Origin of the sequence: Listeria weihenstephanensis (genome assembly GCF_003534205.1) — a bacterium.
Lineage (GTDB): Bacteria > Bacillota > Bacilli > Lactobacillales > Listeriaceae > Listeria_A > Listeria_A weihenstephanensis.
The window spans coordinates 482,977-501,379 of the sequence record NZ_CP011102.1 but is presented as its reverse complement, the minus strand read 5'-3'; the positions used below and the strand labels follow the sequence as shown (position 1 = coordinate 501,379).

The following is an 18,403-nucleotide window of genomic DNA, read 5'->3' as shown; positions in this document are numbered from 1 at the left end:
ATGGAAAATCTATTTCATAATTATTTTTGACGCAAGGAAACTTTTAGAATGGAGATGGACAATTGAAAACTTTATTAAAATCAGTAATTGTTACAGTCGGCCTTACAACTGTTATTTTGCCGCTATCTGTCTTTGCTGATGAACAACCAGCTGCTGACACTAGCTCGGTTACTGCAAAAGATGGGTCCCAAACGGTGCGGGATGATTCCATCTATGTACCAAAAGCGGAACGAGATGGTACATTCGCAGAGGATTCACAGATAGAGGGAGAGCAAGAAGCACCAATTCCTGATCGCAGGATGCTTCTAAACGCCAAGGCGACATACCCAAATGTGAACAATTACATCAAGTCAAACAACTTTGCAAATGCGAAGTTAAGCAGTCAAATTCAATCACAATTCACGAAATTTAACTACCGCAATGGTAATGGCAAACCAGAGGGTGTTGTTTTACATGAAACAGCTAATCCAAATTCGACAATCCAGAATGAAATTGACTATATGAGCCGCAATTGGGAGAATGCATTTGTACACACATTTGTGGACAAAGGAAACATCATTCAAATCCATCCAACTGATTACGGTGTTTGGGGTGCTGGTCGTTTTGCCAATGCTCGCTTTGTTCAATATGAACTGGTCGAACATAAAACATTCGATGAGTTCGCGCGCTCGATCAACAATTATGCGTACTACACAGCTTACATTTTAGATAAGTACAAGCTTCCAATCGACAGCGCTGAAACAGATGGTGTTGGAACCGTTTGGACGCATAATGCTGTCAGTAAATACCTCGGTGGAACAACGCATACCGATCCAATTGCCTATTTTAACAAGTGGGGTTATAGCTACAATGAATTTCTAACACTCGTCACCGAAAAATTCAACGCGATGAGTAAGGACACCATTATATCTAATACAGCATTTACAACAACAACCTATGCCAATGTCAAAACTGCTGCTGGAAACACAGTCTGGTCTGCACCTTTTAATACCGCAGGCTCCAACAAAGTGAATCCACTTTCTTCATACACTGGTAAAGATATGAAGCTACTTCGCACTGCAAAAACGCAAAGTGGTACCTGGTATCAATTTAGTATCGACGGGAAAACGATTGGTTGGGTAGAAGATAAAGCAGTAAATATCTTTTATACACCGAGTATGGAACAAAAAATCAGTTTAACACGTTATGTCAATGTCCCATCTGCAAAGGTTTATCTTGTTCCAGTAGCAGATGCTTCATTGGATCGGGGTAACTTATCTGCCTATCTCAACAAACCACTACTCGCTAATATACAGGTCACTCTAAATGGGAAACTATGGTACCGTCTAATGGATGGCACTAAATCAATTGGGTGGGTCCCAGCTAGCAGCGTCACTGCTACAGCATTTGACGCAATTAGCTATGATAAACCGATTGGAACCACTTATGCTTCTATTAAAACAAGTCAAGGAAATAGCAGTTGGACAGCACCTTATAATACGTGGGGTTCTAAATTTATAGCTAATCTCTCTGCCTATGAAGGCAAAAACCTGAAATTATTACGTGAAGCTAAAACCGTTCGTACTACTTGGTACCAATTTAGTATTGACGGAAAAGTTATTGGCTGGCTAGACAGTCGTGCACTCAACATTTTCTATGTTCCTAGTATGGAGAAACCTATTAAATTAACACGTTATGTCAAAGTTCCTACTGCACAAGTATATTTAGTTCCAGTTGTTGACGCATCGATGAAACGTGATACTTTATCGGCTTATCAAAATAAGCCATTGCTCGCCAATATTCAAGTGACAATAAATGGACAGCTTTGGTATCGCTTGATGGATGGTTCTAAATCCATTGGGTGGGTTCCTGCCTCTAATGTAAAGGAATCCCTCTACGATGAAATTGAATACGACAAAGCTATCGGAACAACTTATGCTAATATCAAAATTGCAGCCGCTAATAGCAGTTGGACAAGACCCTATGGGACAGAAGGTTCTAAATTTATAGCTAATCTCTCTGCCTATGAAGGCAAAAACCTGAAATTATTACGTGAAGCTAAAACCGTTCGTACTACCTGGTACCAATTTAGTATTGACGGAAAAGTTATTGGCTGGCTAGACAGTCGTGCACTCAACATTTTCTATGTTCCTAGTATGGAGAAACCTATTAAATTAACACGTTATGTCAAAGTTCCTACTGCACAAGTATATTTAGTTCCAGTTGTTGACGCATCGATGAAACGTGATACTTTATCAGCTTATCAAAATAAGCCATTGCTCGCCAATATTCAAGTGACAATAAATGGACAGCTTTGGTATCGCTTGATGGATGGTTCTAAATCCATTGGGTGGGTTCCTGCCTCTAACGTTCGTAGTTAGTATCTTATCAAATTAAACAAGAGTCCGAGATAAAGAGTCTCTGATGTAGAAAAATCCGTATCGAAAATCCATTAACAGATTTTCGATACGGATTTTTGCTATTTAGGCACGCGAGGCGTGCCAATTTTCGCATATTAATAGCCATGAAGTATATCTATTTAAAAATTAAAATTATCTGGATCAGGACCCGTACGTTCATCCTTATTCAAACTATCAATCAACGCCATTTCCGAATCTTTCAACTCGAAATCAAAAATATTTGCGTTTTCGATAATACGATTTTGGTGAACCGATTTTGGAATCGTTACAATGCCATGTTGTAAGTCCCAACGTAAAATAACCTGTGCTACTGATTTTTCATAAATTTTCGCGATGGAATTAATGACGCTGTTATCCAGGATTTTACCACTACCAAGCGGGCTCCAGGCTTCAACGACGATATTTTTCTCCGCACAATATTTACGCAATGGTTCTTGTGAAAGAAGTGGATGTAACTCAACCTGATTCACCATCGGCACAATTTTAGCTTCTTTTAACAGCTCATCTAGATGATGCTCATGGAAGTTACAAACGCCAATCGCGCGTACTTTTTTATCAGCATATAGCTTTTCCATGGCACGCCATGTATCTACAAACTTGCCTTCCACTGGCCAATGAATTAAGTATAAATCTAGATAATCTAATCCCAATTTCTCTAAACTAGCGTCAAAAGCTTTCAATGTCGACTCATAACCTTGATCTGCGTTCCATAACTTCGTCGTCACAAAAAGGCTATCACGATCCACACCTGATTCCTTGATCGCCCGTCCAACACCTTCTTCATTTTTATAAGCAGCTGCTGTATCAATGCTTCTGTATCCCGTTTCAATTGCCCATTTCACGGAATTCACTGCTTCTTCTCCATCATTCACACGCCAAACGCCAAAGCCAAATTGTGGCATCTCAACGCCGTTTGCAAGTGTCACCGTATCATTAATGTTCATTTTACCAGCCTCCCGATTTCTATTTACCTCTCTACTATACACCTAACGCCCCCCATTCATGCAACCCTTAAGCCTTCTGAACATAGAAATGCACAAAAAAACCACCGCGGAAAAAGGGGGGAAACCGCGATGGTCAAAAAGGGAGTTTTATTCGGATTAACAATTACTAAAAAGGGAGTAAAAGTAATTGCTATCCTCTTTACATTCTCTATAATACAGGTCACGCATGATAATCTCTCAAGAATTAGATGAGAATTTCATTAAAAATAAGCACCTTTTATAGATCTGTGAAATCTAACACGCGCATCGAAATCCGCATGGATACAAAATACAGTACGATCGAAATCAAAACCGCGATGCCTAAAATCAAGTTAAATCCGATTCCTTCCAGCCACCGAAAAAACAGTTGCGTCATTGGAAGAGCAGTAAGCAACGCCAGGAAAGCAGCTAAAAATATCAACCCAGTCATCACATACCGCATCGCATCATACCCCAGCCAATAATAAATTGGGAAAAGTACTGCCGCCAAACTCAGAATAATAACCACAGGAACTCCAATGCTATTAAAAAGGCTCCCGATTGGGATAAACCCACCTTTCGCAATCGTCATCACGATGTAACTAAACAGTATACTGACAAGCATCACAAATACTGTGCCTACATATCGCGCCATGACAATTTCCTTCCTACTCACCGGCAAAGTAGCCAAGAGTGCCAATGTCTCATTTTCCTCATCCCTACTGATTGCGCGTAAAACGACTCCTGTTACAGCCATCAACATTCCAAAAAGAAAAACTAGAAAAGTAGGCATTCCAGCACTAGCTAAGTAAATCACAAATGCAACAAGCGCGATCACAGGGCCACGCTGAACCATCATATCTTTCCAAACCAGCCGCCACATTCACATTACCCCTCGCCTTGTTTTTTTCGTTGCCTGCACCGTGTAGTACATAATATCATCCAAACTTGGCTTTTCCAAAATCACTTCGTTACCAAAATAAAATCGTACTTCCTCCCTTTGCCGCGCCAATCCCTGAAACCCTAAAGCACTGATCTCCACGTCAATAAATAGATTTTCACTCTCACTATCCAATAGCCCGGCATCACCCTTCACAATGACATACTGCTCCAGTAACCTATCCTTTTCCTCACTGAAAAAAACATGCCCTTCATGAATATATGTAATAAAATCGGCAACTCGCTCCAAATCAGCTGTCACATGCGTCGAGAATAGAACGGATACCTCCTCATCCATTACAACCGTTTGCAATACATTAAGCAACTCACGACGAACAATCGGGTCAAGTCCAGCAGTCGGCTCATCCATAATAATCAACTTCGCATGGTGACTCAGCGCAATCGCAATACTATATTTCATCTTCATTCCTTTAGAGAAGTTCTTCATTTTCTTATTGCTCGGCAGCTCAAACTTCTGCATATAATCCTGATATACGACCTCGTCCCAGTTCCGATAAAACGGCGCAATAAGCTGCTTCATTTGCTCGGCAGTCAGATGGTCATAAAAGTGATTTTCATCAAAAACAAAGCCAATATCCTGTTTAATCTCTGCCATCGAATTTCGTGTATTTTTTCCAAAAATGAAAACTTCGCCACTATTTTTCTGCACCAAATCCATAATTATCTTTAATAACGTGCTTTTTCCCGCTCCATTCACACCGATTAAGCCCATAATATAACCTTTTGGCAATTGAAATGAAATATTCCGTAACGCGAAGTCTTTATATATTTTTGATACTTGTTTCACTTCTAAAATATTATCCATGTGTCTAATCCTCCTTTGCTAGTAAATCGATCATCTCGTGTACTTCTGTATTAGTCAGACCAAGATCATCCGCGAATTGTAGCACCTGATGCATCTTTTTCTCTAAATCTTTTAACCTCTGCTCATGAATAAATGCTATATTTTGATGTGACACATAGGTACCTTTTCCAGCGATTGTTTGAACAAAGCCTTCATGTTCCAATTCTTCATATGCACGCTTTGTTGTGATGACGCTCACTTGTAGCTCCTTCGCCAAAGCTCGAATCGAGGGCAAAAGGTAGCCACCGCTTAGCTCACCATTTATAATCTGATTTCGGATTTGAGAAGCAATTTGTTCATAGATCGGCAATGAGGATGTATTCGTAACAATTATTTTCATACGCGCCCCCAACTGTATATAATATATATATACAGTATATACAGATTAGGAGTATATATCAAGTTTTTTCTAATAAAAAAAACAAGCTGGCAGGGGAACCAGCTTGAAAAAAGGAGTTTAGATAATCTATTACTAAAAAGGGGGAAAAGTAATAGCTATCTTGTTTACATTTACTATAATACCGTACTTGCCTAATAGCGCGAGGAAAATCACATGAGAACTCCATTAAATTTACTAAAACTATTCATGTGAGCTACCAATATGGAAATTTTTCTGCGTCAACAGCAGAATCGAAACAATCAGTAAGGCCACGATAAATAGCAAAGACATCAATAAATTCCCCGCAAAATAATCTTTTACATCACCGGTCATAATAACATTGCTCGCGTTTGCGCTCAAGTACGCAGGATTAAAGATTTGTCCCCAACCTGAAATACCGCTTACCAATTCTAGAATAATCGCACCACCGGCCCCTATCATCGCCACAACCGCCGAGCTCCGAAAAATGATCCCCAAAGCAAGTACGGTAGTAACCAAAAATAACAGCCAAACGAAATAAATTCCAAATCCAGCAAAAATATGCGCCATCGCGATCCCATCATACAATAAATAAACATAATAATACGCCGCAAAATATCCCAGCCCCAGCGCAACAAACACCAATAAAGCTTGCGAGAACCATTTCGCCAAAATATATTGCCATGCCCTCACAGGTCTTGTTAAAATAAACGCCAGCATCCCATTGTTTTTCTCTGAAATAATCGCACCCATTAATGCCACAATCAAAATAATAATACCAAGCTGATCAAACTGAGACGATAGCGTTCCAGCCATCACTTCTGGCGCATTCAAAACACCCATCAACTCAGCAAGCGCGGCTCCTTGCCCACTATCACTGCCACCCATGGAACCCATGATCTCGGGTAAATAATACATCATAAGCGGTTGCATCATACCAAGAATGGCGAACACGACTGGCAACCAAATCCACTTCAAGCTCCGCCACTGCTCCATCTGCTCCTTTTGAAAAAGCGTCATCACGTTACTCATTGGCTCACCATCCTTAGAAATACATCCTCAAGCGTTTCCTCGGCCTGACTAATACCCGTCCAAACCATCCCAGACGCCGCCAGAACCCTCAAAATCGCCTCACGCGCAGCATCCACATTCCCCTGATAATACAAATACAATGCCCCGTTCTTGCGCTCTACTTTACTAATTGCCTGCTCTTGTCCAATCAACGCCTCAAAACCTGACACTCCAACTTCCCCTCGCAATACGAAAACAGGTGCAGCGTTAGCTTGAACCAAATTAACAATCTTATCATCCGCCACAATTTCGCCTTCCCGAATAATACAAACTCGCTCACAAATCTCCTCCACATCCGCCAGTATATGCGTAGAAAACAGCAACGTCGTCTCCCCTTTTAACGAATCAATCAGCTGAATAATTTCGCGACGTCCAATCGGATCAAGCGCTGAAACTGGTTCATCCATAATCAACAAAGCCGGACGATGCAAAATCGCCTGCGCTATCCCCAATCGTTGCCTCATTCCACCAGAAAAAGTAGCAATTTTTTGTTTCACCGTAGGATCAAGCCCAACTTGCGCCAAAACTTCTGGGATTCTCGTAGCTAAACTCGCCTTATCCATTCCTGAAAGTTTCCCCATAAAATGCAAAGCCTCCGTTGCACCCATCCAACCGTAAAAATTCGGATACTGTGGTAAATAACCTATTTTCTGCTTCATATCCGTGTTTTTCCCACCACAAATCTGAATACTGCCACCATCAGGATTAATCATATCAACAATCATTTTTAAAATCGTCGTTTTCCCAGCACCATTAGGCCCGAGCAAAGCCACACATTCCCCAGCCTTCAATTGAAAGCCGACATCTTGTACAGCTTGATACGCATCAAACCTCTTAGATAAGCCCTTAATCTCCAGTATATTAGCCATCATCTGTAGTCCTTTCTACCAAAAATAAAGTAAATAATCGGTCCAATCGTACTTACAAATACAATAACAATCAACCAAATAATCGGGTTTTGCCGACTATTCCAATGGCGGATCAGGTCCACCAACGCGATAGTTAATAAAATGAGATATAAAATGATAAATGGTGCAAGTAGTGCAATCGTGTTTGACATTAAACTCATCCTTTCCGTTTCATCTGTTATACTAATAATATAACAGATGCATTTATAAGTCAACAAAGAAAAAGCAGGTTTCTACGCATAACACGTATAACCCTGCTTAAATACTTTATTTTTTCAATGATGCCGCAATAAAATCATTAAATAGACGTTGCGGACGATTTGGACGTGAAATAAATTCTGGGTGATATTGACACGCAACAAACCACGGATGATCCGTAATCTCTACAACTTCAACAAGACGGCCATCAGGGCTCGTTGCTGAAACTGTCATTCCCGCTTCTTCTAATTGCTCACGATATTCATTGTTAAATTCATAACGGTGACGATGACGTTCTTCAACCAAAGTTGTACCATACGCTTCTGCCGTTTTCGTACCTTCTTTAATTCTTGCTGGATAAAGACCAAGACGCAACGTTCCGCCCATATCTTCCACATGTTTTTGCTCTGGCAATAAATCAATGATCGCATACGGTGTTTTCGGTTCGATTTCCGCCGAGTTAGCACCCTCTAAGCCCATCACGTTACGAGCGTATTCAATCGTTGCCAACTGCATACCTAGACAAATACCGAAATAAGGTACTTTGTTTTCACGCGCAAATTTAATCGCTGTAATTTTACCTTCAATACCACGATCACCGAAGCCACCTGGAACTAAGATACCATCTGCACTACCGATTTTCTCTTGGACATTTTCAGGTGTAATTTCTTCTGAATCAACCCAATCAATTTGTAGCTCCGCGTCATTGGCATAACCTGCGTGACGCAGTGCTTCGGCAACAGAAAGATACGCATCTGGTAAAGAAACATATTTACCAACTAAAGCAATACGTACTTTTTTCGTCAAGTTCTTCACTTTATGCACAAGTTCTTGCCATTCTGACATATCAGCAACTGGTGCTTCCAACTGCAAATGGTCCAACACGATTTGATCCATTTTTTGCGCTTGTAAGGAAAGTGGCACGTTATATAAGGTATCTTCATCGCGAGCCTCGATTACTTCCGATGCTTTTACATCACAGAATAAAGCAATCTTCTCTTTCATTTCTTGTGATACAGGTTGCTCCGTACGAACGACAATAATATTCGGCTGAATTCCGTAACTACGAAGTTCCTTCACACTATGTTGCGTAGGTTTCGTCTTCATTTCCCCAGCAGCCTTAATATAAGGAATTAAAGTTGTGTGAATATAAAGCACGTTTTCAGCACCCACATCACTTTTAATTTGGCGAATAGCCTCAATAAATGGCAACGATTCGATATCTCCCACCGTTCCACCAATCTCCGTAATAATAATATCTGAATCCGTCATACGCGCTGCACGGAAAACACGATCCTTCAACTCATTCGTAATATGCGGAATAACTTGAACCGTTCCACCAAGATAATCCCCACGACGCTCTTTCTTAATAACTTCGGAATACACTTTCCCCGTTGTTACATTGCTGTATTTGTTTAAATTAATATCGATAAAACGCTCATAATGACCTAAATCCAAGTCTGTTTCCGCACCATCATCGGTTACAAAAACCTCTCCATGTTGGTAAGGACTCATCGTTCCTGGATCGACGTTAATGTAAGGATCAAATTTTTGAATCGTTACACTAAGCCCTCGGTTTTTAAGTAGTCTACCAAGTGAAGCAGCCGTAATCCCTTTACCAATCGATGAAACGACGCCACCTGTCACAAAAATATACTTTGTCATTGTTCTAAAATCTACTCCTTTCGCCTTATCGAAATTTATTTTCGGGGTGGAGAACCTTTACTTGCAAAAATTTCATTGCTAAAAAAGAAAAGCACCAATAGTATCTCTATACTCTTGGCCCACACTTCTAACGTGCGACAAGTTTCATCACACAAAAAGAAAACGCCCACTTACTCATCTTTCAAAGTAAGGGAGCGCAATATTTATATCCGTCCTTATAAAAAGGAGCCCAAATAAAATATTACATAGATAGCGCAAATAAGTCAACCCTTTATTTTATGAAAACGTCCCCAAGCCTTGCTAGCAAAGCAAAAAAATATTTTCATAGAAAAACCTGCCTCATTGTTAGAAGCAGGTATCCATTTTTTATTTCTCGAATTCGTCCTCAAAATCACTGTCATCATCCACAACAGTTGTCAGATCGCCTTCAATTCCATCTGGTAAATGATCATCCTCAACATCGTCATCATCACTAATAGGACTATCTTTAAGAACAAGTTCTTCTTCCCCAAGTTCTTCTACTACATCGTCTTCTTCGTAATCAATGTCGTCATCCAGAATATCTTCATCGATATCTTCATCATCATCGTCGTCATCGTCTGATTTACGTTTTTTCTTGGGTTTCGTCTGCGTTTGAACTTCTTCATCAATCGCATCGATCGGATACCACGCACGTAATCCCCAAGTATTGTTACCTAAAGAAATAAAGTTTCCTTCGATATTCATATCCGTATAAAATTGCACAAGTCTCTCTCTTACTTCGCCTTCGCTCAAATCAAGAAACTTAGTAATCTCATTCACAATAGCTTGGAATGGCATTACTTCTCTTCTTTTCTCAAGAACATAGTGCGCCACTTCAATCAAAGATAACTCTTTACGTTCTTCTTCTGTTAACTGGCTTAAATCCAAAGCTGGCACGCCCCTTCTATAATAAAAAATAATTTCCTATAGCAATTTTTCTAACTCTATCTATTCTACATGTAAATGACGCCGAACACAATAAAATTATAACATACTCTGAAATAATCCTAATATGACAGGCCATTATTCGTAATTTTTTAACACACGATAACCAATATAGAAAAGCAATATCGCAAGTAGCAGTATCGGAATCGAGCCTAGTTGCATGTTATATAGAACCGCCGTTGCTATAACAAGCAGCAAAAAAAGGACAGACATAAAAATAATATATCTCATAATTTGCAAAACCCCGATCTCCGTTTTTTTCTACCTACTTATCATTTTTCCATATTACATTTTCTCTGGTGCAGAAACACCCAGTAAAGTAAGACCGTTGCGCAATGTAATCTGAGTAGACTTAATCAACGCAAGGCGTGCCTCAGATACATCTTTATTCTCCATGTCCAGCACCTTGTTAGCATTATAGAAGCGGTGGAACGCTGTTGCTAAACCATTCAAATAACGCACGATCCGATGTGGAATTCTTTTCTCAGCTGCCTCGGCAACTACATCTGAGAATTCACCTAATACTTTCAATAAATCATAATCCACTTCAGAATTTAATAGCAACACATCTGCCTCTTTAGTTAACGCAAAGCCTTGTTCCACGCCCGAACGTAGAATACTAGAGATCCGAGCATGCGCATATTGCACGTAGTAGACCGGATTTTCTGTAGATGTTGATTTAGCTAACCCCATATCAAAGTTCATATGTGTATCAGAACTACGCATTGCAAAGAAATAACGCGTGGCATCTAACCCTACTTCTTCAATAAGATCACGCATCGTAACTGATTTCCCAGTACGCTTACTCATCTTCACTTGCTCTCCGTTTTCATACAGATGAACAAGTTGAATAATCTCCACTTCTAAATGATCTGGACTATAGCCAAGACTCTCAATAGCCGCACGCATTCTTGGAATATATCCATGATGATCCGCACCCCAAACATCAATCAGCACATCAAATCCACGCTCTAATTTGTTAAGATGATACGCAATATCTGGTAAGAAATACGTGTAACTACCATCTGACTTAATTAAAACACGATCCTTATCATCGCCAAACTCAGTCGTACGTAGCCATGTTGCCCCATCTTCTTCAAAAATATAACCATTGTCTCTTAATTTCGCCAACGCTGGCATAATCTTATTATCTTCATATAATGTTGATTCCGAGAACCAGCTATCAAAATGTACACGGAACTCTGCTAAGTCATCGCGTAATTTGGCAGTTTCATAAGCAAGCGCCTCTTTACGGAACACTTCGCGTCTCGTTTCTACATCGCCTTCTGCATATTTATCGCCGTACTTTTCTACCAGTTTCTTACCAAGCTCGATGATATCTGAACCGCGATAGCCCTCTTCTGGAAACGGTGCATCAATACCCAAAGCCTCTAGATACCGCGCCTCTGTTGATAAGATTAGATTATTAATCTGGTTTCCCGCATCATTTATATAGTATTCACGTGAAACGTCATATCCAGCCATCGATAAAATATTCGCAAGCGAGTCTCCAATAGCCGCGCCACGTGCATGGCCTAAATGTAAATCTCCCGTTGGATTCGCCGAAACAAACTCAATTTGAAACTTCTGGCCTTTGCCAATATCACTCGAACCGTAAGTATCATCCGCATCCATAATAATAGGTATTAGCGCTGTCAAGTAAGCATTATCTAAGTAAAAATTAATAAATCCCGGTCCCGCAATTTCAATCTTGTTAATCAATGCATGTTCTTCCCCAATTGCCGCAACAACATCCTCCGCAATCGCTCTTGGTGCTTTCTTAGCCACACGCGCTAGCTGCATCGCAATATTAGTAGAATAATCACCATACTTCTTGTCTTTTGGAACTTCGAGTAATACTGTTGGAACCGCACTTGCATCTAGCTCCAGCGCCTTTACTACACCATCATTAATAATTGCAATTAACTCTTGTTGACTCTTTTGACTGACATTCATTCTTTATCCTCCTCTAAAATCATCGAGATATCAAAAATTCCAATATTAACGCCATTATCTAACAACTCATATTGGAAATTAATTTTCCCAGAAAACATTTCATTCTGCGTATAGATTTCTTCTATATTCAAAAGTTCGGACTCCATCATCAGTTTTCCAACGCCATAGTCCACACTGATTGTACTTCGTTTACGTTCTCTAAAAAAGTGCATACGCATGTTTACAGCGCCACTTCTCATTAAAAGAACCTCTGTATCTGTCACTTTTAGCACTGTTCTAATCACGCCAGCTTCTTGCTCTTCTTCATAATGGAGATAGCGACTTCCTGTTTTGTGATCTAGATAAAACACACCAGACGCAGTTAATTCTGTCGTTTCTTCTTCCATTTCCTGCTTAGAAATTGTTTTTAAACGCAACAACACAGGTGTTTTCTCTTTATTACTCACGTTTTAAAGTCCCCCCATATAAATTCGAATGCACTACATTATAGTTAAAAACAGGCTAAAATGCAACCTTAGATTTGGAAAACAAAATAATAAAAACTTGCCATCTCCCCTGTCATCCAAGGAATAAGCGTATTAAAAATCGGTGATATTGTATATTTTGAAAGTGGTGTAATTACCAAAATCAAAAAGAACAATAAAGCATAATTCTCGTAAGCCTGAACTTTTAATTTCCATTTTAAAGGTAAGAATTCTGATAAAATCTGATACCCGTCAAGTGGTGGTAACGGCAATAAATTAAATATAAATAAAACCAGATTTAAATACACAAACAGGTTAAAGAAATGAAGTATCGTCTGTGAATAGCCAACATCCATTTGTAAAAATAAAAAATACAGACCCATTCCAACAAACGCCAACAATAAATTACTCACCGGGCCTGCCAAACTCACTACCACGCTACCAACTTTACGGTGCTTCATTTTATAAGGACTTACCGGCGTAGGCTTAGCCCAACCAAATCCTGCGATAATAACAAATATAAAACCTACTGGATCCACATGTTTTAGTGGATTAAACGTTATCCGTCCTTCATTCTTCGCTGTATCGTCTCCAAATAACAAAGCCACCCAAGCATGTGCAAGCTCATGTATCGTAAAAGCAATCAAAAGCGTGACAATGACATAAGGTATGTCCTGCAATGGATAGGCTAAAAAATTTTCCATTAATAATCTCCTTCTATATCGTTATTCTTTCTCTTAATTATGGTATAATACACTCATTAAATCAATACTTAGGAGTGAATTTCATGCCGTTCGTAACAATAAAGTTTTTAGAAGGTCGAACTGATGATCAAAAGAAAGCCGTTGTCAAAGATGTCACAGAGGCTGTTTCAAAAAATTTAGGGGCTCCAAAAGAAAATATTCACGTCATCTTAGAGGAAATGAAAAAAACAGATTATGGCGTAGCTGGCGTTCGCAAATCAGATATTTAAATCTCTATTAAGCGTTATACTAAGACCTTGCATTTCTTAGTGTAACGTTTTTTAGCGCTCCGTCTTCTTCAATGAATGCGCATGTATTAAACTAATAATTTGCTCTGAAATCTCTGCATTGATACGACCACTCTCAATAAAATCAAGTGGATAATATAGTTTAATATCTACACGCCTTTTACCCGCAATTGCCTCTACAATCATGGACTCTGTTGATAATTCATGCAATTCGCCATTTGGCATTAATAATTGAATCGGGGATCTCCCACCTATATCACCTGGCTCATATAAATCATATGGCAAATCAGAAGTGGAATCGATAACTAGATAATATTCTGGATCAATATCCGCCTTCTCAAGCAAGCCTTTTAATTTCAAATAAAGCTCCGCATCCACTTTCGGATCGTAGTCAATATAACTAAGCAGGCGCCTGTTCAAGAACCGACTACATAAATCACTCAGCGTTGCATCTTCCTCATTCTGCCACACAGAAAAGAAATACATCAATACAGTGTCATCCAGTGTAATATATTCTTCTAATGAAACATCTCGATTAAGAAATGGGATTAATTGAATCGGCGTTTGCACGAAATGATAACCTCTTTCATGCAAATTCTGTGCGCGCTCGAGAATTTTCCAAAGTAGAACCTCTGCACTTCTGCTAACAGGATGAAAATAAACTTGCTGATACATTTGGTAGCGACTAACGATATAATCTTCTACGGCATGCATTCCCGACGATTTAATAATAACCCCGTTGCCATCTGGACTAGGCCGCATCACACGCATAATCCGCTCCATATCAAAATTCCCATAGCTAACCCCCGTATAGTAAGCGTCACGCAGTAAATAATCCATTCGATCTGCATCGACTTGGCTAGAAATCAGCTTAACGAGAGTCTGGTTTTGATACGTCTTATTGATAACCGCGGCAACCTTCTCAGGAAAATGCGTTCCTGCTCGCTCTAACACCCGCCTGACCTCGGTATTCCCCGTTATAATAGCCATCGTATAGTGTTCATGATTCGTGCTAAAAACCTTCTCAAAAGCATGTGAAAATGGGCCATGTCCTAGATCATGCAGTAGCGCAGCCGTCAAAGCGATCAAACGCTCCTCATTATCCCACTGAATCTCTTTTGCAAAAGTACCCTCAACGATTCGGCGTGTAATTTCGTATACACCAAGCGAATGGTTAAAACGACTATGCTCCGCGCCATGAAACGTAAGCGACGTTGTTCCTAATTGATGAATTCGGCGCAATCGCTGAAATTCTTTCGTTGCAATCAAGTCCCAAATAATTTGATCAGAAACATGTACATATCGGTGCACTGGGTCTTTGAATACTTTTATTTCGGGTAATCTCGTTTCTAAATATGTCACATGCCATCGTTCCCTTCTGATCCTTATAGGTTCGCTAAAACTTTTTCATTTCGCAAAATAAGCCTTTGATAATAAGCTACGTACCAGTCTAATTCTTCTCCCATTAAACGGCTTGACTCTAGCTTACCTGAAAAATAATAGAGTGCGTTTAGTAATTTCACCATCACGTCATTTACTTCTAGCGACTCCTCAAACATCTCTGACAAGGTTGTCATTACGCTCGGATCTACATCAGGGAACGCATACTTCTCTTGTCTATCCTTCCCACTCACTCGGTAAAATTCGCGAATTAACTCTGCTCTCTTTTGCTGATCTCCATTTACCGCTAAATAGATCTGTACGGCGACACCCTTGGCCATTCTTCGTTGTGATATACCAGCAAACTTCTTGCCACTTATGCTTAAATCATAGCTTCCTGGGCAGTAGGAACCAACTATTTCACGCGCCTCCATTTTGTGAGCGTACTTCGGAAACATGTGTTTAATAAGGGCAAACATCGTCTCATAACCACGATCAATCGCAATGCCTCGCTCCACATCAGGAAAAACGAGAGAGAGATTAAGTACGCCTTCATCAAGCACTACTGCCAGACCACCCGAGTTACGGACAACGACGCGATATCCTTGCTCTTTAAAATAGGCGATCCCCTTCTTAAGATCCGGTAACTTCGTGTCTTGAATCCCCATTGATATCGTGTTGTGATGAACCCAAGCTCTTGTTGTTGGTGGCGAAATTTGGCTACCTACAGAGCGACATAACGTATCATCTGTTGCAAAAGATTGCAAGGCATCGAAAGCAATTTGCACCGTTGTTTGGTCGATAAATCGCCAGTTTTCCTGCTTCAATAAATCAAGTCCTTCTTTCATCACATTGGCTCCATTCCCAATAATCTTTCTTGTTATTATAGCACATTCCACGACGATTTGGAGGGCCTTGGCTAATTTTGCAGTTTAAATGAATCCGTGTATTTTTAACCCCTTACTACCTTGTCCAAGCATCAAAAAAACAGTGCTATAAAATCCAATTTCAGATTTCACATCACTGTTCTCTCGTATCGCTACATGTGATTTAACTCATCCTTCGCCTTCCCAATCCATTCATCTTTAGTCTCTTCCAGCACCACAAAACTGTTTGGTTTTTGCTGAGCGATCACTGATATAATTTCTTTCACCTGCATCTCTCCTTGGAATAAATAAGTTGGCTTTACCCTGTCGTTCTCAACTACAAAATCTTTCATATGAACGGCGCATATGCTTTCTCCAAACAGCCTAAATGCATGCTTGACAATATCTACTTGATTCGGGTATGTTTCCGCCGTAATTAAATTAGTTGGATCTAAAATAATCCCAAGGAAATCAGAGTCTACTAATTCAATTAAGCGTTCCGTTTTTTGCAGGGAGTGGATGGGATGATTTAGCCCTGGTTCGATACCAATAAGCATGCCGTGCTTCTCGCCAACCTCCACAAGTCGCTTAATAACATCCACCGTTTCTTGAAAAGCTTCCTCCGTAAAATTTTCAGTCGTATACGCTATTTCAGGGAATACACATCCCGTCTCCGTCGCTACCATAGAAGCTCCAAAGTATTTCGCATGTTTTACGTAAGCTTCGAATTTCTGTAGCAATTGCTCTCTTACATCCAGATCAGGATGAATCATGTTAATATAGCAACTCAAAATCGCGATGTTAACGTCTCTCTCTGCCAGCTTGGTTCGGAAATAGTTCCCCATTCCTGGATTGATATTAGCAGTCTCTGTTGGCATGTTTGGAAATGATATTCCCAGCGCCAGTTGCACATTCTGAATACCTGCGAGTTGCGTTTTAAGCGCTAAATCCTCTACATTTTTGACATTAGTTATATCATGCCCGCGAATTGCAAATTGCAACACTGGCCCTCCTCCCATCCTTCTCTTCAACAGAATGAAACTAGCAATTCAGTCAAACAAAGTATAGTAAGAGACTGACCATAAGGCATTGCCGTCATATCTATTTTGCGATAAAAATCCAGCGTGTCGCCAATCCCAGTACCCACCGACACATGCTGTACCTCACCGTTTTCATCAACCTCTTGTAGCAACCCAGCAATCGCTTTATACGCGACTTCCTCATATTCAGCGCTAATATAATGTTTATGCACAGCCTTTAATATCCCGTACGCAAAACCAGCCGTGGCCGATGATTCAAGATAAGCGCCTGGGTCATCGATTAAGGTATGCCATAAACCTGATTCATGCTGGTACTCCTTCAAAGCAGCAACTTGAGCATTTAAAGTATGAATCAAAAAAATTCGCAACTCATCATTCTCAGTCAATTCAAGAATCTCAATGATCTCTGGAATGGCAATCGTAATCCAACAATTTCCACGAGCCCATAGTGCTTCTGCAAAGTTGTGATTCCCTTCAAATGTCCAACCGTGATACCACAATCCCGTTTTACGATCCTGCAAATACTTCACATGAATCAAAAATTGATATCTTGCTTCTTCAATATAATCTGGACGATTCAGCAACTTTCCAATTTTAGCCAAAGGAAGCACAGTCATCATCAACGTATCATCCCACAGCTGATTTTTATTTTCTGGACCATAAGTAGCATGCTGCAAGCCATCTTCTTTCGTTCTCGGCATCTCATGCATCACCCACTCTGCCCACTGTTCTAGATAAGGAATATACTTAGAATCTCCAGTATCCTCGTAAAGATATGCCATCGTGAGTAACGGGGCCATCGTGTTCACGTTCTTTGGTGGCGCGCCCTCTTTCATCCGATTTTCAATCCAATCTTGGACCACCTTAATGGCTTTATCATTTTTTGTAATTCGATAATTTTTGTAAATTCCGTACAAGCCAACTCCTTGCGGCCAATTCCAGACAGACCAGCTTTTATCGTCTACTTTCAGGCCATCGAAATCTAATAAAAACGCTCCCTTGTCATCACGAATCGTCGTCAAATTTTCCATCAACAAATCAATTTTTTCTTCTACAACTGCTTTTTCAATAAATAATTCTCGTTTAATAATCATCCTAGCATCCTCATCTCTATTCTTTATTTAATAGAAACCATTCACATTTTTGTTAATCGCAAGCATCATTTTCTTGAAATCACTATCATTATTTAGTTTGAACTGGCTGGCCTCTAGCTGATTAAATTGATTGACTAAAAGGTACGATTGCAAATACAGCGACAGGCATTCTTTGGCGATCTTCTCCTTATCATCGCCCTCTACTCGGTGACTTTTCAAAACCGCGTAAGCAAATTTTTCAGGATCAATCTTTATTTTTTCTGGCATTTCTATAACTCCTC

Annotated in this window: 20 protein-coding genes; 2 read left to right on the top strand and 18 right to left on the bottom strand. The window is 40.0% G+C overall.

The genetic code is table 11. The annotated features are described in order from the left end of the window. The first annotated feature begins 62 nt into the window (after positions 1-62). Complete coding sequence (locus tag UE46_RS02365; protein WP_118907366.1) at positions 63-2,360, top strand: GW domain-containing glycosaminoglycan-binding protein; 2,298 nt, start codon at positions 63-65, stop codon at positions 2,358-2,360. 158 nt (positions 2,361-2,518) lie between these two features. Here the strand turns inward: UE46_RS02365 and UE46_RS02360 are convergent, their stop codons facing one another. The 13 genes from UE46_RS02360 to UE46_RS02305 all read right to left on the bottom strand — a co-directional run bounded on the left by UE46_RS02360 (position 2,519) and on the right by UE46_RS02305 (position 13,455). Then, complete coding sequence (locus tag UE46_RS02360) at positions 2,519-3,343, bottom strand: aldo/keto reductase (protein WP_036060362.1); 825 nt, start codon at positions 3,341-3,343, stop codon at positions 2,519-2,521. 277 nt (positions 3,344-3,620) lie between these two features. Then, positions 3,621-4,244: an ABC-2 transporter permease gene (locus UE46_RS02355; protein WP_077912495.1), complete on the bottom strand. Its 624-nt coding sequence runs from the start codon at positions 4,242-4,244 to the stop codon at positions 3,621-3,623. Further along, on the bottom strand, positions 4,245-5,117 hold the full coding sequence (locus tag UE46_RS02350) for an ABC transporter ATP-binding protein (protein WP_118907795.1): 873 nt from the start codon (positions 5,115-5,117) through the stop codon (positions 4,245-4,247). It lies immediately after the preceding gene. Positions 5,118-5,130: 13 nt separating this feature from the next. Beyond that, the gene (locus UE46_RS02345) at positions 5,131-5,505 is read right to left on the bottom strand and encodes a GntR family transcriptional regulator (protein WP_036060367.1); all 375 of its coding nucleotides are present in this window, start codon (positions 5,503-5,505) and stop codon (positions 5,131-5,133) included. Positions 5,506-5,745: 240 nt separating this feature from the next. After that, entirely contained in the window at positions 5,746-6,555 is an 810-nt protein-coding gene (locus UE46_RS02340) for an ABC transporter permease (RefSeq protein WP_036060369.1), read from the bottom strand. Beyond that, entirely contained in the window at positions 6,552-7,466 is a 915-nt protein-coding gene (locus UE46_RS02335) for an ABC transporter ATP-binding protein (RefSeq protein ID WP_233230971.1), read from the bottom strand. The genes UE46_RS02340 and UE46_RS02335 overlap by 4 nt, the downstream gene beginning before the upstream one ends. Continuing rightward, positions 7,463-7,663 carry a PLD nuclease N-terminal domain-containing protein gene (locus tag UE46_RS02330; protein WP_036060371.1) on the bottom strand — a complete coding sequence of 67 codons (201 nt, stop codon included), beginning with the start codon at positions 7,661-7,663 and terminating at the stop codon, positions 7,463-7,465. The genes UE46_RS02335 and UE46_RS02330 overlap by 4 nt, the downstream gene beginning before the upstream one ends. Positions 7,664-7,769: 106 nt before the next feature. Next, complete coding sequence (locus UE46_RS02325) at positions 7,770-9,365, bottom strand: CTP synthase (RefSeq protein WP_036060373.1); 1,596 nt, start codon at positions 9,363-9,365, stop codon at positions 7,770-7,772. 366 nt (positions 9,366-9,731) lie between these two features. Continuing rightward, positions 9,732-10,274: a DNA-directed RNA polymerase subunit delta gene (gene rpoE, locus UE46_RS02320; protein ID WP_036060517.1), complete on the bottom strand. Its 543-nt coding sequence runs from the start codon at positions 10,272-10,274 to the stop codon at positions 9,732-9,734. 135 nt (positions 10,275-10,409) lie between these two features. Next, the gene (locus tag UE46_RS16210; RefSeq protein WP_185424656.1) at positions 10,410-10,562 is read right to left on the bottom strand and encodes a hypothetical protein; all 153 of its coding nucleotides are present in this window, start codon (positions 10,560-10,562) and stop codon (positions 10,410-10,412) included. A gap of 54 nt (positions 10,563-10,616) precedes the next feature. Next, on the bottom strand, positions 10,617-12,287 hold the full coding sequence (argS, locus tag UE46_RS02315) for an arginine--tRNA ligase (RefSeq protein WP_036060375.1): 1,671 nt from the start codon (positions 12,285-12,287) through the stop codon (positions 10,617-10,619). Continuing rightward, on the bottom strand, positions 12,284-12,733 hold the full coding sequence (locus UE46_RS02310; RefSeq protein WP_036060378.1) for a YwiB family protein: 450 nt from the start codon (positions 12,731-12,733) through the stop codon (positions 12,284-12,286). The genes argS and UE46_RS02310 overlap by 4 nt, the downstream gene beginning before the upstream one ends. 68 nt (positions 12,734-12,801) lie before the next feature. After that, the gene (locus UE46_RS02305) at positions 12,802-13,455 is read right to left on the bottom strand and encodes a site-2 protease family protein (protein ID WP_036060379.1); all 654 of its coding nucleotides are present in this window, start codon (positions 13,453-13,455) and stop codon (positions 12,802-12,804) included. Between the two features lie 83 nt (positions 13,456-13,538). On the opposite strand from UE46_RS02305, the gene UE46_RS02300 reads away from it, so the two are divergent. Next, positions 13,539-13,724, top strand: a complete 186-nt coding sequence (locus tag UE46_RS02300) for a 2-hydroxymuconate tautomerase (protein WP_036060380.1) — start codon at positions 13,539-13,541, stop codon at positions 13,722-13,724. A gap of 51 nt (positions 13,725-13,775) precedes the next feature. Here the strand turns inward: UE46_RS02300 and UE46_RS02295 are convergent, their stop codons facing one another. The 5 genes from UE46_RS02295 to UE46_RS02275 all read right to left on the bottom strand — a co-directional run bounded on the left by UE46_RS02295 (position 13,776) and on the right by UE46_RS02275 (position 18,389). Further along, positions 13,776-15,104, bottom strand: coding sequence for an HD domain-containing protein (locus UE46_RS02295; protein ID WP_036060381.1), 1,329 nt, complete (start codon positions 15,102-15,104; stop codon positions 13,776-13,778). A 23-nt stretch (positions 15,105-15,127) separates the two neighbouring features. After that, entirely contained in the window at positions 15,128-15,970 is an 843-nt protein-coding gene (lipL, locus tag UE46_RS02290; RefSeq protein WP_036060383.1) for a lipoyl-[GcvH]:protein N-lipoyltransferase, read from the bottom strand. 191 nt (positions 15,971-16,161) lie between these two features. Next, positions 16,162-16,989 (bottom strand): sugar phosphate isomerase/epimerase family protein, encoded by an 828-nt coding sequence (locus UE46_RS02285; RefSeq protein ID WP_233230970.1) that lies wholly within the window; start codon positions 16,987-16,989, stop codon positions 16,162-16,164. 26 nt (positions 16,990-17,015) lie between these two features. Continuing rightward, the gene (bglB, locus tag UE46_RS02280; RefSeq protein ID WP_036060385.1) at positions 17,016-18,122 is read right to left on the bottom strand and encodes a beta-galactosidase BglB; all 1,107 of its coding nucleotides are present in this window, start codon (positions 18,120-18,122) and stop codon (positions 17,016-17,018) included. Between the two features lie 27 nt (positions 18,123-18,149). After that, positions 18,150-18,389 carry a hypothetical protein gene (locus tag UE46_RS02275; RefSeq protein WP_036060386.1) on the bottom strand — a complete coding sequence of 80 codons (240 nt, stop codon included), beginning with the start codon at positions 18,387-18,389 and terminating at the stop codon, positions 18,150-18,152. Between the last annotated feature and the right edge of the window lie 14 nt (positions 18,390-18,403).